The organism is Pantoea sp. Seng, assembly GCF_009829935.1.
GTDB classification, from domain to species: Bacteria; Pseudomonadota; Gammaproteobacteria; order Enterobacterales; family Enterobacteriaceae; genus Pantoea; species Pantoea communis.
This window is the reverse complement of sequence record NZ_SZZV01000007.1, coordinates 148,664-170,189: the sequence shown is the minus strand read 5'-3', so window position 1 is coordinate 170,189 and position 21,526 is coordinate 148,664. Positions and strand designations below refer to the sequence as shown.

At 55.2% G+C, this 21,526-nt stretch carries 15 protein-coding genes and 1 tRNA gene; 1 reads left to right on the top strand and 15 read right to left on the bottom strand.

Annotated elements, in window-relative coordinates; genetic code table 11:
• Position 1: 1 nt before the first annotated feature.
• From bcsB to FD737_RS09420, 13 genes are all read right to left on the bottom strand, one after another.
• Positions 2 to 2,545 carry a cellulose biosynthesis cyclic di-GMP-binding regulatory protein BcsB gene (bcsB, locus tag FD737_RS09480; RefSeq protein WP_097118490.1) on the bottom strand — a complete coding sequence of 848 codons (2,544 nt, stop codon included), beginning with the start codon at positions 2,543 to 2,545 and terminating at the stop codon, positions 2 to 4.
• The gene (gene bcsA, locus FD737_RS09475) at positions 2,542 to 4,647 is read right to left on the bottom strand and encodes a UDP-forming cellulose synthase catalytic subunit (protein WP_160833354.1); all 2,106 of its coding nucleotides are present in this window, start codon (positions 4,645 to 4,647) and stop codon (positions 2,542 to 2,544) included. Before bcsA ends, bcsB begins: the two co-directional genes overlap by 4 nt.
• Before the next feature lie 62 nt (positions 4,648 to 4,709).
• Entirely contained in the window at positions 4,710 to 5,510 is an 801-nt protein-coding gene (gene bcsQ, locus FD737_RS09470; protein WP_160833353.1) for a cellulose biosynthesis protein BcsQ, read from the bottom strand.
• Positions 5,501 to 6,289: a cellulose biosynthesis protein BcsO gene (bcsO, locus tag FD737_RS09465; protein ID WP_160833352.1), complete on the bottom strand. Its 789-nt coding sequence runs from the start codon at positions 6,287 to 6,289 to the stop codon at positions 5,501 to 5,503. The genes bcsQ and bcsO overlap by 10 nt, the downstream gene beginning before the upstream one ends.
• 477 nt (positions 6,290 to 6,766) lie before the next feature.
• Positions 6,767 to 7,774, bottom strand: coding sequence for a dipeptide ABC transporter ATP-binding subunit DppF (gene dppF, locus FD737_RS09460; protein WP_160833351.1), 1,008 nt, complete (start codon positions 7,772 to 7,774; stop codon positions 6,767 to 6,769).
• Positions 7,764 to 8,750 carry a dipeptide ABC transporter ATP-binding protein gene (dppD, locus tag FD737_RS09455; RefSeq protein WP_038643846.1) on the bottom strand — a complete coding sequence of 329 codons (987 nt, stop codon included), beginning with the start codon at positions 8,748 to 8,750 and terminating at the stop codon, positions 7,764 to 7,766. Before dppD ends, dppF begins: the two co-directional genes overlap by 11 nt.
• Before the next feature lie 12 nt (positions 8,751 to 8,762).
• On the bottom strand, positions 8,763 to 9,665 hold the full coding sequence (gene dppC / locus FD737_RS09450; RefSeq protein WP_034827779.1) for a dipeptide ABC transporter permease DppC: 903 nt from the start codon (positions 9,663 to 9,665) through the stop codon (positions 8,763 to 8,765).
• A 10-nt stretch (positions 9,666 to 9,675) separates the two neighbouring features.
• Entirely contained in the window at positions 9,676 to 10,695 is a 1,020-nt protein-coding gene (gene dppB / locus FD737_RS09445) for a dipeptide ABC transporter permease DppB (protein ID WP_034827777.1), read from the bottom strand.
• Positions 10,696 to 10,893: 198 nt separating this feature from the next.
• The gene (dppA, locus tag FD737_RS09440) at positions 10,894 to 12,504 is read right to left on the bottom strand and encodes a dipeptide ABC transporter periplasmic-binding protein DppA (protein ID WP_034827775.1); all 1,611 of its coding nucleotides are present in this window, start codon (positions 12,502 to 12,504) and stop codon (positions 10,894 to 10,896) included.
• 1,022 nt (positions 12,505 to 13,526) lie between these two features.
• Positions 13,527 to 13,603 (bottom strand) — tRNA-Pro (locus tag FD737_RS09435).
• A 125-nt stretch (positions 13,604 to 13,728) separates the two neighbouring features.
• Entirely contained in the window at positions 13,729 to 15,420 is a 1,692-nt protein-coding gene (gene eptB / locus FD737_RS09430) for a kdo(2)-lipid A phosphoethanolamine 7''-transferase (protein WP_097118486.1), read from the bottom strand.
• Between the two features lie 258 nt (positions 15,421 to 15,678).
• On the bottom strand, positions 15,679 to 16,107 hold the full coding sequence (locus FD737_RS09425) for an organic hydroperoxide resistance protein (RefSeq protein WP_034827959.1): 429 nt from the start codon (positions 16,105 to 16,107) through the stop codon (positions 15,679 to 15,681).
• A 98-nt stretch (positions 16,108 to 16,205) separates the two neighbouring features.
• Positions 16,206 to 16,670, bottom strand: coding sequence for a MarR family winged helix-turn-helix transcriptional regulator (locus tag FD737_RS09420; protein ID WP_160833350.1), 465 nt, complete (start codon positions 16,668 to 16,670; stop codon positions 16,206 to 16,208).
• Between the two features lie 61 nt (positions 16,671 to 16,731).
• Between FD737_RS09420 and FD737_RS09415 the strand changes: the two genes are divergently transcribed.
• Positions 16,732 to 17,325 (top strand): HD domain-containing protein, encoded by a 594-nt coding sequence (locus tag FD737_RS09415; protein WP_045815024.1) that lies wholly within the window; start codon positions 16,732 to 16,734, stop codon positions 17,323 to 17,325.
• A 43-nt stretch (positions 17,326 to 17,368) separates the two neighbouring features.
• Here the strand turns inward: FD737_RS09415 and FD737_RS09410 are convergent, their stop codons facing one another.
• Together FD737_RS09410 and uca are read right to left on the bottom strand one after the other, a co-directional pair.
• Entirely contained in the window at positions 17,369 to 17,665 is a 297-nt protein-coding gene (locus FD737_RS09410; RefSeq protein ID WP_034827767.1) for an HTH-type transcriptional regulator, read from the bottom strand.
• A gap of 249 nt (positions 17,666 to 17,914) precedes the next feature.
• Positions 17,915 to 21,514 (bottom strand): urea carboxylase, encoded by a 3,600-nt coding sequence (gene uca, locus FD737_RS09405; RefSeq protein ID WP_160833349.1) that lies wholly within the window; start codon positions 21,512 to 21,514, stop codon positions 17,915 to 17,917.
• Positions 21,515 to 21,526 lie beyond the last annotated feature (12 nt).

The following is a 21,526-nucleotide window of genomic DNA, read 5'->3' as shown; positions in this document are numbered from 1 at the left end:
CTTACTTCTTGCCGGACTTGCTATCAGCTTTCGGGTTGAGGCGTCGCCATGCATGACGCTTCAGCATCGCCCATGCGCTACCGCCGACCAGCGTTGCCAGCACCAGAGCGGCCAGCGCCATCAGCACCGAATGCTGGTTGGCATACCACACCACCATCATGTACCACGGCATTTCGCCACTCGGGAACTGTGGACCGACGCGGAAACTGCGAATACCGTTTTCATCAGTGATGATGGCGGTATCGCCACGAATGCCCGCGTTAATGCGCGCCGAGTTGAGATCTTCATGCAAACGCAGCAGCTGTTGATCGCTGGTTGCCACCGTCATCACCACCAGGCGATCGGCATTCCACGGCGAGCGGTAGCTGACAAAGCCACGCCACGCTTCGTTGGAGGAGAAGTAACGATCGGCATCCAGCTGCTGAAGGTTCCAGTCGCCGGTCAGCCAGCCACGCAGCTTGTCCCAGGTCGTCGGATCTTTCACGCCCAACGTATTACCGCTGGTCTGATAGGGCGTGTTAGCCAGCATCTGCTGATTGAATTCACTGTTCTGAGTGGTGCTCACCGCCAGCAGATCACTGTCCTGCAGGCGTGTCAGGTTAGTGCCACCATTTGGCAAACCAAACAGCACCTGATTCTGCACCAGCGGTACACCGGTCGCGTTACCCGCACGTGAAGACATATCCAGCAGCGTGGAGATCTCTGCATCGGTCGGTTTTTCTGGCAGCAGCAAGGTGGTCTGCGAGAAGTCCGCCAGACGCGAGAACGGGAATGATGCGCCAACGAAGTACGACAGGTTCGGCAGCATGGTGAAGTGACGCGTGTGGCTCAGATCGATCCACGAATCATCTTCGATGCGGCTCTTGATGTTGTTGTTGAGCAACACACCACATGGCGCGTCCGCTTTCGGTTTGATGTTGAAGTACAACGCCAGCTGGTTATCACCGTAAATCAGATACGGCTCCAGCTTCAGGGTGTAGTGCTCCTGACGGGCGTCGCCGCCAAGACGATGCCAGGCGCTCTCCAGCAAGCCGACTTTGTTTACGGTCAGGTTGCGCAGGAAGGTGCCGTTAAGCATCACGTTGAGGAACGATTTGTTCTCATCAATCCAGCTTTCCGACGGGAAGCGGTAGTGCAGCTCGACCGGAATAGTGTCGCCATCCCACATGAACAAATCGGGTGCCGCGCGGAAGTTCACGCTCAGCGCATCATGCCAGATGCCGGTGGTGGTCAGACTCTGATCTTTACGCAGCAGCTCGCTCAACCGCACCGGACGAGTGGTATTGATCCAGCGCGGCGCGTCATACGGCTTACGCAGGCCAATCGGCTGCGGCTGCACGTTCAGGCTGCTGGCATCGGTCGCCAGCGGTTGCGTGGTCAAACGGTTTGCCGCCTGACGCAGCTGAGCATCATCCGCACCGACAACTAACAGCAGTTTGTAAACCGGGTTGTTCGGGTTATCAATCACCTGCAACAGCGGACCGTTGGTGGCAGGTAAAGTCACAGAACCGATCTTCTCACCGGGATGACCAATCAAAATGCCGTTGTGCTCAGGCAGATCGCCACGCACCACCGGGAAACGAATGCCGCGATAGTCCGATTGAATACCCATCCATGATGCCACTAACGCCGCCGCGCTGATGCTGTCCGGCGTGGCATTGGCGGCAAAGCCAAAGGTCACGCTGGCTGGCGTCATACGCTGCGCATCCATAAACGGACGCGGGAAGTTGCGCAGGCTGGTGCCGATATTCAACTGCTGGCCTTCGAGGCTCAGCGTGGTTTTAGGCAGAATCGACACCTGATACTGCTGTGCACTCTCTTTTTCGCACAGCAGTTTGTCGGCATCGTTAATTTTGAAGCTGAGGTTGTTGCTTGAGACCACCATCGCCGCTGGAATATCCAGCTGATAGTCGCTGACATCGCTGTCGCTTGAACCCAGCGGCAAAGTGCCCAGCGGCTGACCATTCAGCATCAGCTGCAACGAGGTATTACGCGCCGCCAGTGCTGCTGAAACGCGCAGCGACAAATTCAGACGCGCGTTGGTGATCACTTCATCGCTCGGCAGAGTAAACACGATGCCCGATTGCAGCTGACCGCCCGTTAAGGTGATGCCCTGCGGCTGGCCCATCTGCGCCACGGAAATGGTGCTGCTGATAGGTTGATTGAGCATCGCAGAAGCGGAAACCACGGGTGCGGCGACTGATGCTGCAGGTGCCACATCAGGCAGCACCATCTCTGGCGCTGGCGTGGTAGCAGGCGGCTCCGTCTGTGGTGCAGCCGAGTTCGTGGCGTTGGCTGCTGGCATATCCGTCGCAGCCGGGGCAGTATTTTCAGTTGCTGGTGCATTTTCAGTGGGCGCATAAGGTGTTGCACCCGCCGCCTGCTGCAACTGGGCATCCGCTTCACTCTGGATGCCTTGCGGTGGCGGCACGTTGGACAAGGCCGAACTATCCTGCGTTACCGCAGGGGTTTCTGCCCAGGCCGGGGCGAGCATCAGCGCCGTCGCCAGCGAGCTTGCCAGCAACGTTTGCGTCAAATTCTTCATACTGCGCTGTCCTCTTTCACTGCCGACTGGTTTTCACGCTTATGCTTCTCACGGCGATCTTTCCAGGTCAGCCAGAACAGCTCAAATACGGTACGAATAATAGTGCCCAACGATACCAGCGGGTTGTCCTGCTTATACTCGGGCTGGATCCACGCATCGGCGCGCGCCAGTACCACACGCACCAGCTCACGACGACGCGATAGCGGCATATCACCAAAGCGCAGACGAATGGTCTCTTCATCGCCGGAGATTTTGCTCACCGGAATAGTGATGGCACCGGATTTCAGCAGCAGATCAATCTCTTCAATTTCATCATGCTCATGACGGTTGTCCGGCGCATCCAGTTGCGCGCCGCCCATCGACAGGTCGCTGGTTTGGGTGCGTGATGAGATACCGCTGGCGTAGTGAATCACCGCCGGAATCTGCACTTCGATACGAATGGTTTTACGTACCTGCTTGGTTTCGCGCGCCACGGCAATCGCCGCCATCAGGATGATCAGGCTGAACACCGCCCAGCCGACGTTGAGAGCGATGACATAAGGATCCACGCCGAAGTAGTCATGCGCAACAGCACGCACCACACCCGCGACGATACCAATGGTCAGCAGTACCGCGACAATCACATGGGGGCGGACGATGTGGAAATCGAAGAAGCCCTGGTCCAGCAGGCCCCCCTTATCCGTTACGTTAAATTTACCGCGCTTTGGTGCCAGCATGGTCAGCAACGTCGGGATCACGAGGTGGAAGCACATCACGGTTTCGTAGATTTCACCCCAGAAGGTGTAACGGAACTTGCCGTTCATGCGGGAGTTGACGTACAGCGACATCACCAGATGCGGCAATACGTAGGCGAAGATCAGCGACGCCGACGAGTGAATAATGTTCAGGTTGAACAGCAGGTACGCCAGCGGCGCGGTCAGGAATGCCACGCGCGGCAGACCGAACTGGAAGTGCAGCATGGCGTTGAGGTAGCAGAGACGCTGCTGCCATTTCAGACCACGGCCAAACAGCGGATTATCCACACGGAAGATCTGCGTCATGCCACGCGCCCAGCGGTTACGCTGAACCACGTGCAGACCGAGACGTTCGGTGGCCAAACCGGCAGCCAGCGGAATCGCCAGGAAGGCTGAACCCCAACCTAAACGCTGCATTTTCAATGCGGTGTGCGCATCTTCGGTCACGGTTTCCACCGCAAAGCCACCAATCTCTTCCAGCGCGCTACGGCGAATCACCGCACAGGAACCGCAGAAGAAGGTGGCGTTCCAGTTGTCGTTACCCTGCTGAACCGGGCCGTAGAACAGCGCGCCTTCGTTCGGAATGGTACGCGCTGCACGCAGGTTACGTTCAAACGGGTCCGGTGAATAGAAATAGTGTGGCGTCTGCAACAGCGCCAGCTTGGGATCGTTCAGGAACGGACCGACGGTCGCCTGCAGGAAGGTACGGGTGGCGACGTGGTCACAGTCAAAGATGCAGATCAGCTCACCCTTGGTGATTTTCATCGCATGGTTGAGGTTACCGGCTTTCGCATGACTGTTGTCGTCACGGGTGATATAGCCCACCCCTACATCGGCGGCAAAAACCGCAAACTCGCTGCGCTTGCCGTCATCCAGCAGATAGACCTTGAGCTTGTCACGCGGATAATCGATGCACTGCGCCGCCAGCACGGTATCACGCACTACGTCGAGGCTTTCGTTATAGGTCGGGACATAGACGTCAACGGTAGGCCACAGGCTGGTATCGTCCGGCAACGGTTCAATGGTGCGTTTTAATGGCCAGGTGGTTTGCAGGAAGCCGAGAATCAGAATCAGCCAGACATACAGTTCGGCCAGATATAAGCCGATGCCGAGAATCGCTTCAATCTCGGAATTAAACTGCAGCGTCTCCGTGGTGCGCCACCAGATATATCGGGTCGACATCAGCGCAGAAAGGATAACCATGATGACAGTTATTTTGCGGCTTTTGCTGAAGCCCAGTAAAAACATCATCCCGATGCTGATTAAGCCAAAAATATATTGTTTTTGGCTGTCCATAGGCGTGATGACGATTACCGCAGCCACAGGTGCAAGCACCAGCAGCAGCAGGTAAAACCCGAGTTTACTCATGATTCACCCTAAAGAAGCTGTGTTGTTATTATTGCTAATACCGCCAGGCAAATGCCTGGCGATTAATAATGGCTGCGGATAGGTGCCTGAACTTCACCGTTACCCACAGTAATATTCAGGATATTGGCTACGCGCTTCGCCACCAGTTCAATATCAAAGGCTGCGGCTGATGCCGGGCTGAAATCATAAACTGATTGTTGTGAAGCATTGGCTTCCGCGACGCTTTCATCACGATGCACCACGCCTAATAAATTTTCGCCCAAACGCTGCTGCATAAAGCCGGTGACTTCGCGACTAATATTGCGGCGATTGTCACTTTGATTAAGTACGAAATAGTGACCACGCTTATTATTGAGCGGCTTACCTATCATGCGGTCATTTTCAATTTGCGGCAGTAAAGAGACCGAGGCGGTATCTGCCAGCATCACCACTAGATGCATATCGGCCAAAGCGGCCATGGCTTTAAGTGCAGGACCAGGGCCTGGCGGGAAATCGGCAATAATCACCAGTCCCGGATAATTTAAAACTGTGTCCAGACCGCGGCGCAGGAAATGCGGATCTTTAATCAGGTTCTCTTCAAAACGCTCACGCTGATCTTCGGTCACATCGCCATGAGGCATGACGAAAATATTACCGCCGGTGGTGAGGATGGATTGGCTCCAGTCAGCCTGCTCTTCAGAACGCGCAACAAAGCCGCGACCATCGTGCAGTGGCACACCAAAATGCAGACGCAAGGCGTTCTGGACATCGAAATCGATTGCCAACACCTTGCTGCCAGCGCGAGCCAGGCTCCATGCAAGGTTGGCCGCCATGGTGGTTTTCCCTACTCCCCCTTTTGGCGAGCACACACAAACTAACGGCATAGCGCAATCTTCTCCAATAGCGGTTTTAAGGGTGTTTCTTTTGAAAGATGAGCAGGTTCCGTCGCACGCGAGCGGAACAGGGCACCAAAACGTGAGGGTGCAGAAGCTGCCGGACGCGCCGGTTCAACCGGAGCGGTGAAGGTAGACGCGGGCGCACTGAACGTTGTAGTAGCCTGCGGCGCTTCAGCCGATGTCGCGGCAATCGGTGAGTCTAAAGGCGCTGGAGCAGGGTTCGCTACAGGTGCGGGAGCCGGCGTCACGGTAGGTACCGCAGCGATAGGTGCGGATGCAGATAAAGGTGCAGCCGCCGGTTTCGCTGGCGGCGGTGGAAACAGCGACGTCGTGGCCTGCCGCTCAACATGGGTCGCTTTCGGTGCCTGTGAGATCACAGAAGGCGCCGGTTTAGCCGCTGGTGCAGGCGGGAAAAGTGATGAGACTCCCGCAGGCGGCGTGGATGGCGCAGGTTCTGTAGGCGCAGTGGCCGCCAGGCTGTCGGGAATTGAACTGCGTGAAGAGCTGGCCGCAGAGGAAATTGCTGCTGGCGCACTCTGCATCGGCGCTGCGGGCGCGCTGAACTCATTGCCGCGAATCGGCTGTGGCTGTGGCAGATCAATACGTTGGCCGCTACCCAGGTCTGGCTCATTATCGTTCGCTAATTGGCGTATGATCGCCCACTGGCTGTGATCCGCTTCCTGCGATTGCCCAGACATGTCCTTAAAAGCGATATCAAGCGTTTTGGTCTTTTCTTTAAAACGCTGCAGATCGTCGTAATTCTTCATGATCAGAGCCTGTAAAAGCGGGAGGGAATTTTCCGCGAATATATCACACACATTAAAAGAGAGTGAGAGAATTCTGATTATAAAAACGGCGTATTCAACAAAAGACTTTTATCAATATGATTGAAAATCTGGCAATGCAAAAAGCGTGCAGATATTTAAGGCCGGAGATTTATTAATATCGATTAACTGAAATAATAACGGCAAAAACATTCACCTAAGCTACTGATATGATGAGAAAGTGGTTCAAGTTACGGATTTAACAGCTGTGTGATTACACTCACATAATCCTGACGCTATTCAGAATTTGCCTTAACGATTCTCCCTCCTAATCAGGACCAATCGATTACTGATGCACTGGAGTAATACATTTCCTGGCGGTTCTGGCAGAAACATTTTTCTTGTTAGCATTCCTGAAGTATAACGCAGGAAAAAATAAAGGCTCCCGCAGGAGCCTTCATTCATTTCTGGCGTTGTTAATTACACGCCCACTGGCTGATTCTCGTCCTGATCCACCGCGAAACAGGCAATTTGCTGCTCGCCATATTGCTTAAGTTTGGGCTGCAACTGGACGCAGGTACCAAAGCGGCGGCGGCAGCGCGCGTTAAACGCACAGCCCGGCGGCGGATTGAGTGGACTTGGCAGTTCGCCGGTCAATTTAATCCTTTCACGACGCTCATCTGGATTCAAACGCGGCGTGGCTGACAACAAGGCCTGCGTATAAGGATGACGCGGATTGCTGAAAATGGCCTCTTTACCGCCGCGCTCAACGCAACGACCTAAATACATCACCATCACTTCGTCAGCGATATGCTCCACCACCGACAAATCATGAGAAATGAACACATACGACAAACCCAAATCCTGCTGCAAATCCATCATCAGGTTCAGCACCTGCGCACGTACGGAAACGTCGAGCGCAGAAACCGGTTCATCGGCAATCAGCACATCGGGATCGAGCATCAAACCACGCGCAATGGCGATACGCTGACGCTGGCCACCGGAAAACATATGCGGATAGCGATCGTAGTGCTCGGTTTTCAGGCCCACCTTCGCCATCATCTCCAGCGTCTTCTCACGGCGTTCCGCTTTACTCAGCGAAGTGTTAATCAATAACGGCTCTTCGAGAATCTGGCTGATTTTCTTACGCGGATTGAGTGAGCCATACGGGTTCTGGAACACGATCTGGATTTTCTGACGACGCAGCTTTTGCGCCTGCGGATCGTGCTTCAGCAAATCCTGACCATGCCAGTAGAGCTGGCCCTCGGTTGGCGTTTCAATCATGGTCAGCAAGCGACCAAGTGTGGATTTACCACAGCCCGACTCACCGACCACCGCCAGCGTTTTGCCGCGTTCAAGGTTGAACGAGACGCCATCCAGCGCTTTCACCAGACGCTCCTGGCCAAACAGCCCTTTCTTCACCGGGTAGTGTTTTTTCAGGTCGATCGCCTGCAGCAGGTAATCCTGCTTAGTGTTATCAAGACTCATAAGTCGGTCTCCCGGCATCATCCAGTGGGAAATGGCATTTAGACTGGCGACCCGGAATGTCACGCAGTTCAGGTTCTTCACGACGGCAGCGTTCGGTCACATACGGACAGCGCGGATTGAGCAGACAGCCGGTAGGACGATCATATTTGCCCGGCACCACACCCGGCAGCGAAGCCAGACGCGCTTTATCTGCGGCAAACTCCGGCAACGCGCGCAGCAGCGCTTGGGTGTAGGGATGACGCGGGGCTTTGAAGATATCCACCGCTTTCCCGCTTTCCACCACCTGTCCGGCGTACATCACGATGATGTGCTGCGCGGCTTCTGCCACCAGCGCCAAATCGTGGGTAATCAGGATCAGCGCCATGTTCTCCTGCTTCTGCAACTCCAGCAGCAGTTCGATGATTTGCGCCTGAATGGTCACATCCAGTGCAGTTGTCGGTTCATCAGCAATCAGCAGCTTAGGTTTGCAGGCGATCGCCATGGCGATCATCACGCGCTGGCTCATACCGCCCGACAACTGATGCGGATAAACATCAAGACGCGATGCCGGATCGGGAATACCGACCTGATCCAGCAGGTCGATAGCACGCTGACGGCGCGTGCTTTTGCTGCCGCCCTGATGCACCTTCAGCGCTTCCATGATCTGGAAGCCCACGGTGTAGCACGGGTTGAGGCTGGTCATCGGGTCCTGGAAGATCATCGCCACTTCTGCGCCCACCAACTGGCGGCGCTCTTTTTCAGAGATCTTCTGCAAGTCGCGCTGGTTGAACTCCAGCTTTTCCGCCATCACACGACCGGGATAATCAATCAGGCCCATAATCGCCAGCGAGCTGACCGACTTACCCGAGCCGGATTCACCCACAATCCCCACCACCTGGCCTTGTTCAACCTGGTAGCTGATACGGTCTACTGCACGGAACGGTGTTTTTTCGTCGCCGAAGTGCACCGACAGTTTTTCTACATTTAATAGTGCCATCTCGGTGCCTCTTTACTGCTTGAGTTTCGGGTCGAGTGCATCACGCAAACCATCGCCCATGAGGTTGAATGCCAGCACGGTGAGCAGGATGACGACACCAGGGAACGTCACTACCCACCAGGCACTTTGCGCATACTGCAACACGTCGGAGAGCATGGTGCCCCACTCCGGCGTTGGCGGTTGCGCCCCCATTCCGAGAAAGCCCAACGCCGCCATATCGAGGATGGCGTTGGAGAAGCCTAATGATGCTTGCACGATTAGCGGTGCCAGGCAGTTAGGCAGAATATTGACAAACATCTGGCGCAGCGTGCCGGCACCCGCCACGCTGGAAGCGGTGACGTAATCGCGGTTTACTTCCACCAGCACCGCTGCGCGCGTCAGACGGATATAGTGCGGCAGCGCGACGAAAGTAATCGCCAACGAGGCGTTGACAATCGACGGCCCAAAGATCGCCACCAGCACCAATGCCAGCAGCAGGCTTGGCAGCGCCAGCATGATATCCACCAGACGCATGATCACCGCGTCGACGACGCCGCCGAGGTAACCTGCCATCAGACCAAACACCACGCCAAGGATCAGCGACAGCACTACCACCAGACAGCCAACCAGCAGCGATAAACGTGCGCCGAACATCAGGCGTGACAGCACATCACGGCCCACGTCATCGGTGCCAAAGATAAATTTCCAGCTGCCGCCTTCCTGCCACACCGGCGGATGCAGCAGCGCATCACGGAACTGCTCTGACGGCGCATGCGGCGCCAGCACATCGGCGAAGATGGCGATCAGCAGCATCAGAATGATGTAAACCAGGCCAATCACCGCGCCTTTATTGCGTTTGAAGTAGTGCCAGAATTCCTGAATCGGGGTCATCGGCTTGGGTGCAGCGCTTACGCTTGCGGGATCAACAGTTGTCATGATGCCCCCCTTATTTCTTATGTCGAATGCGCGGATTGACCACGCCGTACAACAGATCAACCAGCAGGTTGACCACGATGATCAGAATTGCCACCAGCAATACGCCGCCCTGCACCACCGGATAGTCACGGCGCTGCAATGCTTCGATTAGCCAGCGACCCAGTCCCGGCCACGAGAAGATGGTTTCTGTCAGAATCGCACCGGCCAGCAGGGTGCCGACCTGCAAACCAATAACCGTTACCACCGGCAGCATCGCGTTGCGCAGTGCATGCACTACGATGACGCGCATACGCGTCAGGCCTTTAGCGCGCGCAGTGCGGATATAATCTTCACCCAGCACTTCCAGCATTGAAGAACGCGTCATACGCACGATCACCGCCAGCGGGATAGTGCCCAGCACAATGGCCGGCAAAATCATGTGCATCACCGCATCTTTGAAATCGCCCTCTTCACCCCACAGCAGCGTATCAATCAGCATAAAACCGGTGAGTGGGTGGCTGTCATCAAGGAAAATCGTGTCACTGACACGCCCGGATACCGGTGTCAGGTTGAGCTGCACCGATACCAGCATGATCAGCATGATGCCCCACCAAAAAATCGGCATGGAGTAACCGGTCAGGGAGATGCCCACTGCAGTGTGGTCAAACACCGAACCGCGTTTTACCGCCGCCAGCACGCCAACCGGAATGCCCACCGCAATCGCGAAGAGCATCGCGCAGATGCCGAGTTCCAGCGTGGCTTTGAAACGAGGGACGAACTCATCCCATACCGGGATGCGGCTTTTCAGCGAGATGCCGAGATCGCCGTGCAGCACACCATTAATGTAGGTGATGTACTGTTTCCACATCGGCTGGTCGAGGCCAAATTGGGCCATCAGCTGGGCGTGACGCTCGGGAGAGATACCGCGTTCGCCAGCCATGATCAGCACCGGGTCACCGGGGATCAGATGGACAAACGCAAAGGTCAGTAAGGTAATACCGATGAACGTTGGGATGACAAGGCCCAGACGTCGGAGTATGAATTGCAGCATAAGCCGGATTCTCAGTCATTTCCCGTGGCGTTGCCGCCAGGGACTACATTGCTCACAACACGCAGCCGACAATGCCGGACGCGACGCAAGAAGCGCTTCAATATAAGAAATTAGCCGGAAAAAAAGTGCGGAGACCGGGCGGCAAAGGTGCCGCCCGAGGGCCAGCAGCGCTGGCCCAGACCGCGATAATCCGAAAGGTTATTCCTGGATATCGACGTTTTCGAAGTGATGTTTACCTAATGGATCAACCACATAGCCAGTCACTTTCTTGCTCACCGGCTCATACACGGTGGAGTGAGCAATAATCAGCGCCGGAGCCTGGTCATGCATCACTACCTGAGCCTGTTTGTAGAGCTCAATACGTTTGTTGTGATCGGCTTCAGCACGTGCAGGCTGAATCAGATCTTCAAACGGCTTGTAGCACCAGCGTGAGTAGTTAGAGCCGTCTTTGGCGGCGGCACAGCTAAACAGGGTGGCGAAGAAGTTGTCCGGATCCCCATTGTCACCGGTCCAGCCCATCATGACAGTCTGGTGTTCACCGGCTTTGGCGCGTTTCAGGTACTCGCCCCACTCGAAGGTGACGATCTTGGCTTTCACGCCAATTTTCGCCCAGTCAGCCTGAACCATTTCCGCCATACGACGGGCGTTCGGGTTGTAAGGACGCTGTACCGGCATCGCCCACAGGTCGATAGAGAAACCATCCGGCATGCCGGCTTCTTTCAGCAGCTCTTTCGCTTTGGCAGGATCGTAAGCGTAATCTTTCACATCGTCGTTGTAGCCCCACATTGTTGGTGGGATCAGGTTTTTCGCGGCCTGGCCAGCGCCCTGATACACAGCGTCGATGATGGCTTGTTTGTTCACCGCCATGGTCAGTGCCTGACGCACTTTCACGTTATCCAGCGGTTTTTTCTCGGTGTTGAATGACAGGTAACCGACGTTCAGACCAGGCTGCTCCATCAGGTTAATTTTGTCATCTTTCTTCATGCTGGCGATGTCAGCCGGGTTCGGGTACGGCATCACCTGGCACTCACCCTTCTGCAGTTTGGCGTAACGCACAGACGCATCAGGCGTGATAGAGAACACCAGACGATCAATCTTCGGCTTGGTGCCCCAGAAGTCCGGGTTGGCTTTATACAGAATGCGAGAATCTTTCTGATACTGCTGCAGCACGAATGGACCGGTGCCCACTGGATTGAGGTCCAGCTTCTCTGGCGTGCCGGCTTTCAGCATGTTGTCCGCATACTCTTTTGACAGGATCGAGGCGAAGTCCATGCCGAGGTCAGCAATGAACGGTGCTTCAGGACGGCTCAGGGTGAAGCGTACGGTGTAGTCGTCAACTTTCTCGATTTTCTCGATCAGCTTCGGCATATCCATACCTTCGAAGTATTCGTAGCTGCCGCCCGATACACCGTGGTACTTGTTGTTTTTGTCGAGCTGGCGCTCGAAGGAGAACACGACGTCGTCAGCGTTGAAGGTACGCGTTGGCTTAAAGTCTTTGGTGGTTTGCCACTTCACGCCTTTACGCAGATGGAAGGTATAGGTTTTACCATCTTCGCTAACGTCCCATTTTTCAGCCAGGCCAGGCTGCAGCTCGGTAGTACCGGTTTTGAACTCAACCAGACGGTTGTAGATCGGCACGGAGCTGGCATCGTAAGTGGTACCCGATGTGAAGAGCTGTGGGTTGAAGCCTTCCGGCGAACCTTCTGAACAATATACAAGGGTTTTCGCCTGGACACCCGCGGCAACAGTCATAGCAATCAGGCTAAGACCGACCTTCAGCATCCTGGATTTAGCCAGGGAGTTGATCATGTTTTGCTCCATTGTGATGTGATGTTGTGTGCGTCGCCCGACCTCTGAATTTTTTTATGCGGTTCGGGCAGCATGCGAGTGGTTTTTTTTGTCATCCGATAGCCAATGGCTCCTCAGAATCGCCCTACTCTGCATGTTATTGACGCATCAATTTGTCAACAGTTGCAAAGAACGTCAATACAAGGTGGGGTTATTTACACAGAGTGTGAGTAAGTGCAAGCAACGATAAAAAACAGGGTTATTGCGCTGAGCCAAAATTTAAAAAGGTGATAAAGCGCGCAATGCCGCGTGATTGTCTGGCTATACAGTCAAATGACAGTGATTATCACCGCTAAAAAACACACAAAAGTTATTGGTAAACGTCGAATAACTGAACGATTCGTCGTGCGTTATGACGTTCAGGCAGCGAAATATGCTGGTGTAATGGCATAAGAAATCAGCAAAAAGCATTAATCGGTCATAAGAAGAATGTGTCGCGAATTAAGCGTGCAGGGTTGATTGCGTGAGGGGTCGAGTCGGTAAAGTGGGAATAATGGCGGGTAAATGTGATTTGTCGGATGGGATGGGTGAATTCTAAGGTTAGGTGCAAACAGCATCGCTTTTAAATGGTGCGCTGCTCAGGGAAGGCGGCTCGATCGCAAAGACGGCGTAAATACATCCCTGTAGCCTCGGTCGCCGCATCCCTGCGGCGAACGCTTTGCTCCCCGAGCCGCCTTCCCATCGCTCATCAGCAATGATGCCGCTGTTTTGAAAAACAGCACGCATCTAAGCAACAGCATGTTTTCTTTATGACAGCACGCACAAAGCCGAATGTTCGCTTCCTAAAGCAAGCACAGAATCAAACGAAGGAGGGAATGCGGGGCCGCGGAGTAAAGCGTTACACGCCATGGATGGCGTGTGTCGAGCGATCAGGGACGAGACAGCGACTTTACGCAGCGGCCCCGTATTCACTCCTGGCTGCACCGACTCCGCGATCGACAGACGAAAAAAAACCTGCTTTTTCAAGCAGGTTTCTTCAAATATGGTCGGCGAGAGAGGATTCGAACCTCCGACCCACTGGTCCCAAACCAGTTGCGCTACCAAGCTGCGCTACTCGCCGATGGGGGCGAATATTACTGCTCCCCCTTGGGAGCGTCAATCCCTTTTCCGTAAAATCCGCCCGATCGCCTGGAAAGCAAACAGCGCCGCAAAAAGCCCAGCCGCTCAACACCTTCCAGAAAACCCTTACAACGCTTTAGCAGGCGTCGCCGCTGGTGCCTGACACCAGTTATTCGCCGCTTTAATCCCGCCATCCGGCGAACTGTAGCCCAGGCAGCCTAAAATGGTATCGAACAACTCAACATGACGATGGGTTTTCCCTACGCGCTGCTGCGCCTGCAAACGCTCGAAGTTACTGCGGTTGGTGGGATCTTCGAGATATTTATCAGAGGCCCAAACCATCATCGGCACGCGGAACTGCTCCGGCGGCGCCATCTCACGCGGCGTGCCGTGTAAGTGCATATTATCGCTGATCGACTCACCATGATCGGCGGCATAAAACACAATCGCCTTCTTATCACGCAGCTGATCGAGCACGCTATCCAGCATGGTATCGACGTAAAGAATCGAGTTGTCATAAGCATTGATCAACTGCGCTTTACTACAGGTCTCATCCACGCCCATACATTCCGGCTGATAACGGGCGAAGCTGCGCGGATAGCGCTGTGAATACAGATAATGCGAACCCTTAGTGTGCAACACCACCAGATGCTTACCTTTCGGGAAACGTTGCAGCGAGGCCTGCAGTTCTGGCACCAGCAGCATGTCATCCACCGCTTTACCCTGATTACGCTTCTCAGAACCAATCTGCTCACGGAACGAGAAATTATTCACATCGGCGTTATCGTAGAACCACACTTCACTCTGCATGGCGAACAGCTCAGAGGTAAAGCCCAGCTCCTTCATCACCGCAAAAACGTTCTGCTCTTTCAGCGTGCGGCCAGGATTATCCATGGTGCCGCCCTCGCGCACGAACATGCAGCGCAGCGACAGCTTAGTGGCGGTATCGCAAGACTCACCGCGGAACGCCACCAGGTTTTTCTCTTTAGAAAGCTTCGGCGTGGTATCGCGGTCATAGCCCAGCAAACCCATGTGGTCCCAGCGCGTGGTCTCGCCAATCACAAACACCACATAGGTATCATCAATGCCCGGCGGTGCCACGTAAGTAAACTTCTTCGCTGGATCGAGCAGTTCCGCCCCATCCATCTCTTCATCGACTTTGGTCCAGGCAAACAGACCTAGCGCCGCAATCCAGTTAGAAGGCAAATACGAGTGCGCCACCACCCCGCCGTAACTTGGCAGGTCGATATTGGTGATCTCTTCATTCACTTTTTGCAGTTTGTCGAAGTAGCGAATCGGCAACCACACCAGCGCTACGCTCAACAGCATGATCAGCGCAGGCTTCAGACGCTGGCCCGGCGTTTTCAATTGCTCAATCAAGGTCTGGCTAAGGTTATTACGCCAAATCAGCAGCAGCGGCAGCGCGCTGACCAGCACCATCCACAGCACAAAGCGCATGCCGACCACTTCTTTAGAGAGATCGACATCAGTGGTCATCACTGAGGCCACGATGCCGTAGCCGATCACCACATTAAAGAAAGCCATGTAATAGGCGGCAGCCACGGAAATTACCACGGTTAACGTGGCAAGGATGCGATAAACCCACTTACCGCCCAGCGATAGCAGACGCATCAGGAAAAACGTCAGCAGCACCGCAGCGGTCACTTCTGCGACCGCAGAAAGCCAGTTAGAGAGGGTGGATTTCGTTAGGAAGCCGTCAAATCGGCGATAAAAAATTGGCAAATTCAACAAGATGCCGAGATAGAGCGCAAGCAACAGCGACAGCTTTTGCTGCGTTAACGTTTTGATATAATTCATTTACTTATTCATTCCTGACCCGGTGTCAATAAACCAACCTTAAATGGGACTATTTAAAATCAATAGAGTTCGTCCGTGAGCGAGAAAAGCGCAAGCAACGAGCAGGAACGGGACGAATCTGAACCGGAACGGCAATGAAGGCGCATGCAGCGCAGCAGTAGAACATTTAACCAATGGTAAGACCAGACAATAATTGATCTGACCCCATAAAATGATAAAAGGCCCCTGATGGAGCCTCTCTTTGGACTGGCAGCGACCTTAGTTGATGATATTCAGAGTCACATCAATGTTGCCGCGCGTGGCGTTAGAGTACGGGCAAACAATGTGTGCCGCATCCACCAGTTTCTGCGCTTCGGCTGCATCCATCTCTGGCAGGTGGATGTTCAGTTTAGCTTCGATACCAAAACCGGTTGGAATTGGGCCGATACCGACTTCGCCTTCAATCCACGCATCTTTTGGCATGGTGATTTTGTCACGGCCAGCCACAAACTTCATCGCACCGAGGAAGCACGCTGAGTAACCCGCGGCGAACAGCTGCTCTGGGTTAGTGACTTCGCCGCCTGCGCCGCCCATCTCTTTTGGCACGCCCAGCTTCACATCCAGCACGTTATCAGAAGAAGTGGCACGACCATCACGGCCGCCGGTGGCTTTGGCTTTTGCGGTATAAACAACTTTATCTAAAGACATGATAACCTCATTATTCACGATATAATCGCGCACTATATATCCATGCGCAGTTTTGACGTTGATATCCAGGATGCCGCAATGGCGACATCCAAAATGCTTTATTTGGCGCGGTTCAGATTGGTGCGCAAATCGTCCAGCTGATTTTTCAAAGCAATCAAGGTGTCATCGTCACAGGCGGTGGCACAGCGAATCGCCTCGGGAATGCTTTGTGCTCGTTCACGCAGCGCACGACCTTCATCGGTCAGGGTCACCACCACCTGGCGCTCATCGCGACGCGAACGCTGACGGCGTAACAAACCCGCGGCTTCTAAGCGTTTCAGCAGCGGCGTCAGCGTGGCTGAATCAAGGAACAACTGCTCGCCAATCTCCGATACGGTCACATCATCCTGATTCCACAGCACCAGCATCACCAGATATTGCGGATAGGTAATCTCCAGCTCAGCAAGCAGCTGGCGATAAACCTTGTGCATCGCCAGATTCGCCGAATAGAGCGCGAAGCAGAGGTGTTGATCAACCTGGAGTGGCGTCTGCTGCACTTTTTTGTCATCTTGATTACTGTTCATGCGATTCAATATAGATAGCGCGCTAGATAATTGCAAGCAACTTTATTCCGGAGTGTTAAAGATGCGTGATTCACTGGAAGAGCAAGCGCGCCGTTATGCCACGCAGGCACATGCTGCTGCGGGTCAGCGTCGCAAATACACCGATGAGCCTTACATCGTGCACCCGGCTGCGGTGGCCGAACTGGTGCGCAGCGTCACCGATGATGAACAAATGATTGCCGCCGCCTGGCTGCATGACACCGTGGAAGATACCCCGAGCACGTTACAGGACATTGAAAGCCATTTTGGACAGCGCGTCGCGCAGTTGGTCGACATGCTGACTGACAGCGCGCAGCCTGAGGCGAAAAACCGCGCCGCCCGCAAACTGGCGCACTTCCGCCATACCGCCGAAGCCTGTCCCGATGCGCAAACCATCAAGCTGGCCGATATCATCGACAACACCCGCGCCATTGTGCATTTCGATCCCGACTTTGCACGTATCTACCTGATTGAAAAACAGATCCAGATTCAGTTGTTGAACCAGGGCGATCCGCAATTGTGGCAGCAGGCAGAGCAGATCATTCAGCAAGGCATTGATCAGCTGGCGCAGCCACCACACAGCGTGCCAGAGAGTTGGTTTGTGAAACAGGCGGCGAAATACGGCGGATTGAGCTAAAAAAAACCCGCCGTGCAGGCGGGTCAGAGAACCGATAGTCTTTTTACTCGAGCAACTGCCGCCCCAGGTAGGGATTCGCTTGCAGCAGTTTCATCAGTTTACGTGCCGTAGCGGATGGGCGCGTGCGTTGCGCCTCCCAACTTTTTACAGATGAAACGCTCACCCCCATCACGCGGGCGAACTCATCCACCTGCATGCCGGTCATTTCGCGTAAACGCTGTGGCTCGGGAACGGATACTGCGTTGAGTGTAATTTCTGATACGGAAGGCTGTGCATCACGTGTCAAAACAATCTGCTCAAGGCTACTCAATAACTCGACCATTGGATCTTTTATTTCCATAGAGAACTCCTTAAAACTCACTATGAAGCACGTGAAAGTAGAGAGGTAAGCGCCACCAGGCGCTGAAACCCGGCCAAGTCAGGCTGTATCCCGCAGCGGTCTTTTCGATTTTTTATTAAACCGTTACGGGACACAGCCTGTTGCACACTGCGAAAAGATGTCATGGCAATGCAACAATCAGCCGGGTTACTAATTATGGGTCAAATCCCCGGCTTTGCTGCCTGATTACTGATTATTTTTTATTCTTACTTATGCCGCAGAAGGATCGATCACCATAAGTAACTGACCCGCCTGCACTTGCTGCCCAGCCTGCCGATAGAAACTATGGATTTTTCCACTGACTGGCGCCACGATCGGGATTTCCATCTTCATAGATTCGAGAATGCCTACCGTGGCACCCGCTTCAATCTCACTGCCTTCGTCAACCAACCATTGCCACACGCTGCCCGCCACCTGGCTCTCTACCGGGCTACACCTTGCAGGCACCGTAATCTCTTCAATACTCTGTTCCTGCAGCTGACTGTCGAAGGTGAATTGCCCTTCTGCTCGCCAGCACGCCAGTTCACAGTCAAAAGCCTGCTGACGTTGCTGCTGGAAGGCGTCGATTTCCTCCGCCTGCTCCACCAGCATCGCCTGATAATCTGCAAGGCGGAATTCGCCCTCTTCGCTCCGCAGCGGATAGTCACCCCACGGGAAACGCTCGCGAATGCTGAGCAATTCCTCGGCGCTGACCGGATAAAAACGGATTTGATCAAAGAAGCGCAGCAGCCACGGCTGTGTGAAGGCCGAGGTTTGTCGATCGCGGTTCCACATCTGCATGGTGCGCCCGACAAACTGATAACCGCCCGGCCCTTCCATGCCATAGACGCACATGTAAGCGCCGCCAATACCTACCGAGTTTTCTGCTGTCCAGGTGCGCGCCGGATTGTACTTCGTGGTCACCAGGCGATGACGCGGGTCGAGCGGCGTCGCCACGGGCGCACCGAGATAGACATCGCCCAGCCCCATCACCAGATAGGCGGCGCTGAACACGATCTCCTTCACCTCATCAATGCTGGCCAGACCATTGATGCGGCGGATAAATTCTATATTGCTAGGGCACCACGGCGCATTGGGGCGTACCGACTGACTGTAGCGGGTTATCGCCTCACGGCAGGCCGCATCGTCCCAGCTGAGCGGTAACCACACAGTACGCGAGGGCACAGCGGCCTCGCTGAGGTCGCCCAGCGCATGATCAATGTGCAAAATTTGCGCCAACAGCTCACTTCTCACACAGTGTTGTGCGTCGTAATGCACCTGTAGCGAACGGATGCCCGGCGTTAATTCCAGCTGACCCGGCAGAGAATGGGCTTCCAGCTGTTGCATCAGCGCGTGCACGCGGAAACGCAGGGCGATATCCAGCATCAAATCGCCATACTCTACCAGCAGAAAACGGTCACCTGCTGCACGCACACTGAGCGATGGGCGGCCATTTTCTGCCGCCTGATGGTGCAATAGTGGATCAATAAGGGGCAGCGCAGCGTTCACTGTAAGCGGTACGGATTGCAGTTTGATGATCGCTTCACGCTCTGCCTGCGCCAGTTGATCCGCACTGCTGAGATCGATCGGCAGGAAGCGCACGCGATCCCCTGCTTTGAGCTGTCCCAGCTTCCACAGATCGGCTTCGATCACCGTGGCCGGGCAGACAAAGCCACCGAGCGAAGGACCGTCCGGGCCGAGGATCACCGGCATATCGCCGGTAAAATCCACCGTGCCAAAGGCATAGGCGTTGTCGTGAATATTGGAAGGATGCATGCCCGCTTCACCGCCGTCGCTGCGCGCCCAGGTCGGTTTCGGTCCGATCAGGCGAATGCCGGTACGGCTGGAGTTATAATGCACCTGCCACTCGGCGGCAAAGAACGCCTCGATGTCATCATCGGTAAAGAAGGTCGGTGCGCCGTGCGGGCCGTAAATCACCCGCAGCTGCCATTCGCCGTTGAGTTCCGGCACCAACTCGCGAGGCAAGTCTGCCGTTGCCAGCACCTGCGGTTCGGCAAGATGCAATACATCGCCCGCCCGCAAAGCCCGCCCGGCGTGACCGCCAAACTTGCCGAGCGTAAAGGTGCTGCGGCTGCCAAGATAGCGCGGCGTATTCAAGCCGCCCGCCAGCAGCAGATAGCTGCGGCACCCTTCTCTCACATCGCCCAGCGTCAGGGTTTGCCCGGCCTGCGCGGTGACAATCTGATGCATCGTTAACGGCTGCAGATCCAGCTGCGCGGCAATCGGTGCGCCGGTCAGAACAAAACTGCACGCCTGATTAAAACGCAGCGTGGGACCGCGTAAGGTAATCTCCAGCCCCGCCGCCTGCGCGTCGTTATTCAATAAGCGATTACCCAACTGGAACGCGCGGCTGTCAAACGGGCCAGACGGCGGCACACCGACATGCCAGTAACCGACACGGCCAGGCGCATCCTGCACCGTGGTCAAGGTGCCGCCGCTGAGGATATCCAGCGTGGGCGGTTGCCACTGCACGCCGCCCAACGTGGCGGTGATGATGCGGCCCTGCTGCACTTCCGGCAGGGAACAGAGATGGCGCAACCACAGCAGATTGGTTTCGATACCGTACAGCTCGGTGGCGTCCAGCACCTGTGCCAGACTGCGCAATGCCACCTCACGGCTGGCCGCATGCACAATCACTTTCGCCAGCATCGGATCGTAGAACGGCGATACTTCCATGCCGGTTTCCACGCTGCTGTCAATGCGCAGCGTGGCGTCCTCACTTTCCGTCGGTAACTGGACGTGACTGAGCAAACCGGCACTGGGCTGGAACTGTTTGGCCGGGTCTTCAGCGTACAGGCGCACCTGAATCGCATGGCCTTGCGCTTCGGTCGATAAGGTGTGCAGCGGCGGTAACGTTTGTTGTGCCAGCTCCACCATCCAGCGTACCAAATCCACGCCATACACCATTTCAGTGACGCCGTGCTCCACCTGCAAACGGGTGTTCACTTCAAGAAACCAGAACTGTTGGCTGGCATCATCGTAGACATACTCCACGGTGCCCGCGCTGCGGTAGTTGACCGCACGCACCAGTCGCACCGCAGTTGCTTGTAGCTCGGCGCGCACTGCCTCGCTCAACCCCGGCGCGGGCGTCTCTTCCAGCACTTTTTGGTTGCGGCGCTGAGCAGAGCAGTCACGCTCGCCAAGGGCAATCACGTTGCCAGCCCCATCGCCAAAAATCTGCACTTCGATGTGGCGCGCACGGGCGATAAACTTCTCTAAAAATACGCCATCGTCGGCGAAATTATTGCCTGCCAGTCGTTTAACACGCGTAAACGCCGCATTGAGCTGTTCGGCATCATCACAGCGCTGCATGCCAATACCGCCGCCACCGGCGGTGCTTTTCAGCATCACCGGATAGCCAATCTCCTCTGCCATCATTCGCGCTTCGTCCAGCGAAGTCAGCAAACCACTGCCCGGCAGCAGCGGCACCTGATTCTCCTGTGCCAGCGCACGCGCACGATGTTTTAAACCGAACGCGCCCATCTGCCCGGCACTCGGCCCGAGGAACTGCACGCCGGCCGCTTCACAGCGCGTCACAAACTCGGGATTTTCGCTGAGGAAACCGTAACCGGGATGCACTGCCTGCGCCCCGCTCTGTGCGGCAATTTCCAGTATTTTTTGCTGATTGAGATAAGTGTCTCGCACCTGCCCCTCGCCCAGCGACCAGGCTTCATCGGCCAGTCGCACATGGCGCGCGTGGCGATCGGCTTCGGCATACACCGCAATCGCGCGGATGTTCATCGCTTGCAGGGTACGGATGATGCGCACAGCAATCGCGCCACGGTTGGCAATCAATACGCGATCAATCATGAGTGAAATCTC

Bases quoted from the DNA above. Each gene is read 5' to 3' on its own strand.
- bcsB (WP_097118490.1), bottom strand. From the start codon at position 2,545: ATGAAGAATTTGACGCAAACGTTGCTGGCAAGCTCGCTGGCGACGGCG.
- bcsA (WP_160833354.1), bottom strand. From the start codon at position 4,647: ATGAGTAAACTCGGGTTTTACCTGCTGCTGCTGGTGCTTGCACCTGTG.
- bcsQ (WP_160833353.1), bottom strand. From the start codon at position 5,510: ATGCCGTTAGTTTGTGTGTGCTCGCCAAAAGGGGGAGTAGGGAAAACC.
- bcsO (WP_160833352.1), bottom strand. From the start codon at position 6,289: ATGAAGAATTACGACGATCTGCAGCGTTTTAAAGAAAAGACCAAAACG.
- dppF (WP_160833351.1), bottom strand. From the start codon at position 7,774: ATGAGTCTTGATAACACTAAGCAGGATTACCTGCTGCAGGCGATCGAC.
- dppD (WP_038643846.1), bottom strand. From the start codon at position 8,750: ATGGCACTATTAAATGTAGAAAAACTGTCGGTGCACTTCGGCGACGAA.
- dppC (WP_034827779.1), bottom strand. From the start codon at position 9,665: ATGACAACTGTTGATCCCGCAAGCGTAAGCGCTGCACCCAAGCCGATG.
- dppB (WP_034827777.1), bottom strand. From the start codon at position 10,695: ATGCTGCAATTCATACTCCGACGTCTGGGCCTTGTCATCCCAACGTTC.
- dppA (WP_034827775.1), bottom strand. From the start codon at position 12,504: ATGATCAACTCCCTGGCTAAATCCAGGATGCTGAAGGTCGGTCTTAGC.
- eptB (WP_097118486.1), bottom strand. From the start codon at position 15,420: ATGAATTATATCAAAACGTTAACGCAGCAAAAGCTGTCGCTGTTGCTT.
- FD737_RS09425 (WP_034827959.1), bottom strand. From the start codon at position 16,107: ATGTCTTTAGATAAAGTTGTTTATACCGCAAAAGCCAAAGCCACCGGC.
- FD737_RS09420 (WP_160833350.1), bottom strand. From the start codon at position 16,670: ATGAACAGTAATCAAGATGACAAAAAAGTGCAGCAGACGCCACTCCAG.
- FD737_RS09415 (WP_045815024.1), top strand. From the start codon at position 16,732: ATGCGTGATTCACTGGAAGAGCAAGCGCGCCGTTATGCCACGCAGGCA.
- FD737_RS09410 (WP_034827767.1), bottom strand. From the start codon at position 17,665: ATGGAAATAAAAGATCCAATGGTCGAGTTATTGAGTAGCCTTGAGCAG.
- uca (WP_160833349.1), bottom strand. From the start codon at position 21,514: ATGATTGATCGCGTATTGATTGCCAACCGTGGCGCGATTGCTGTGCGC.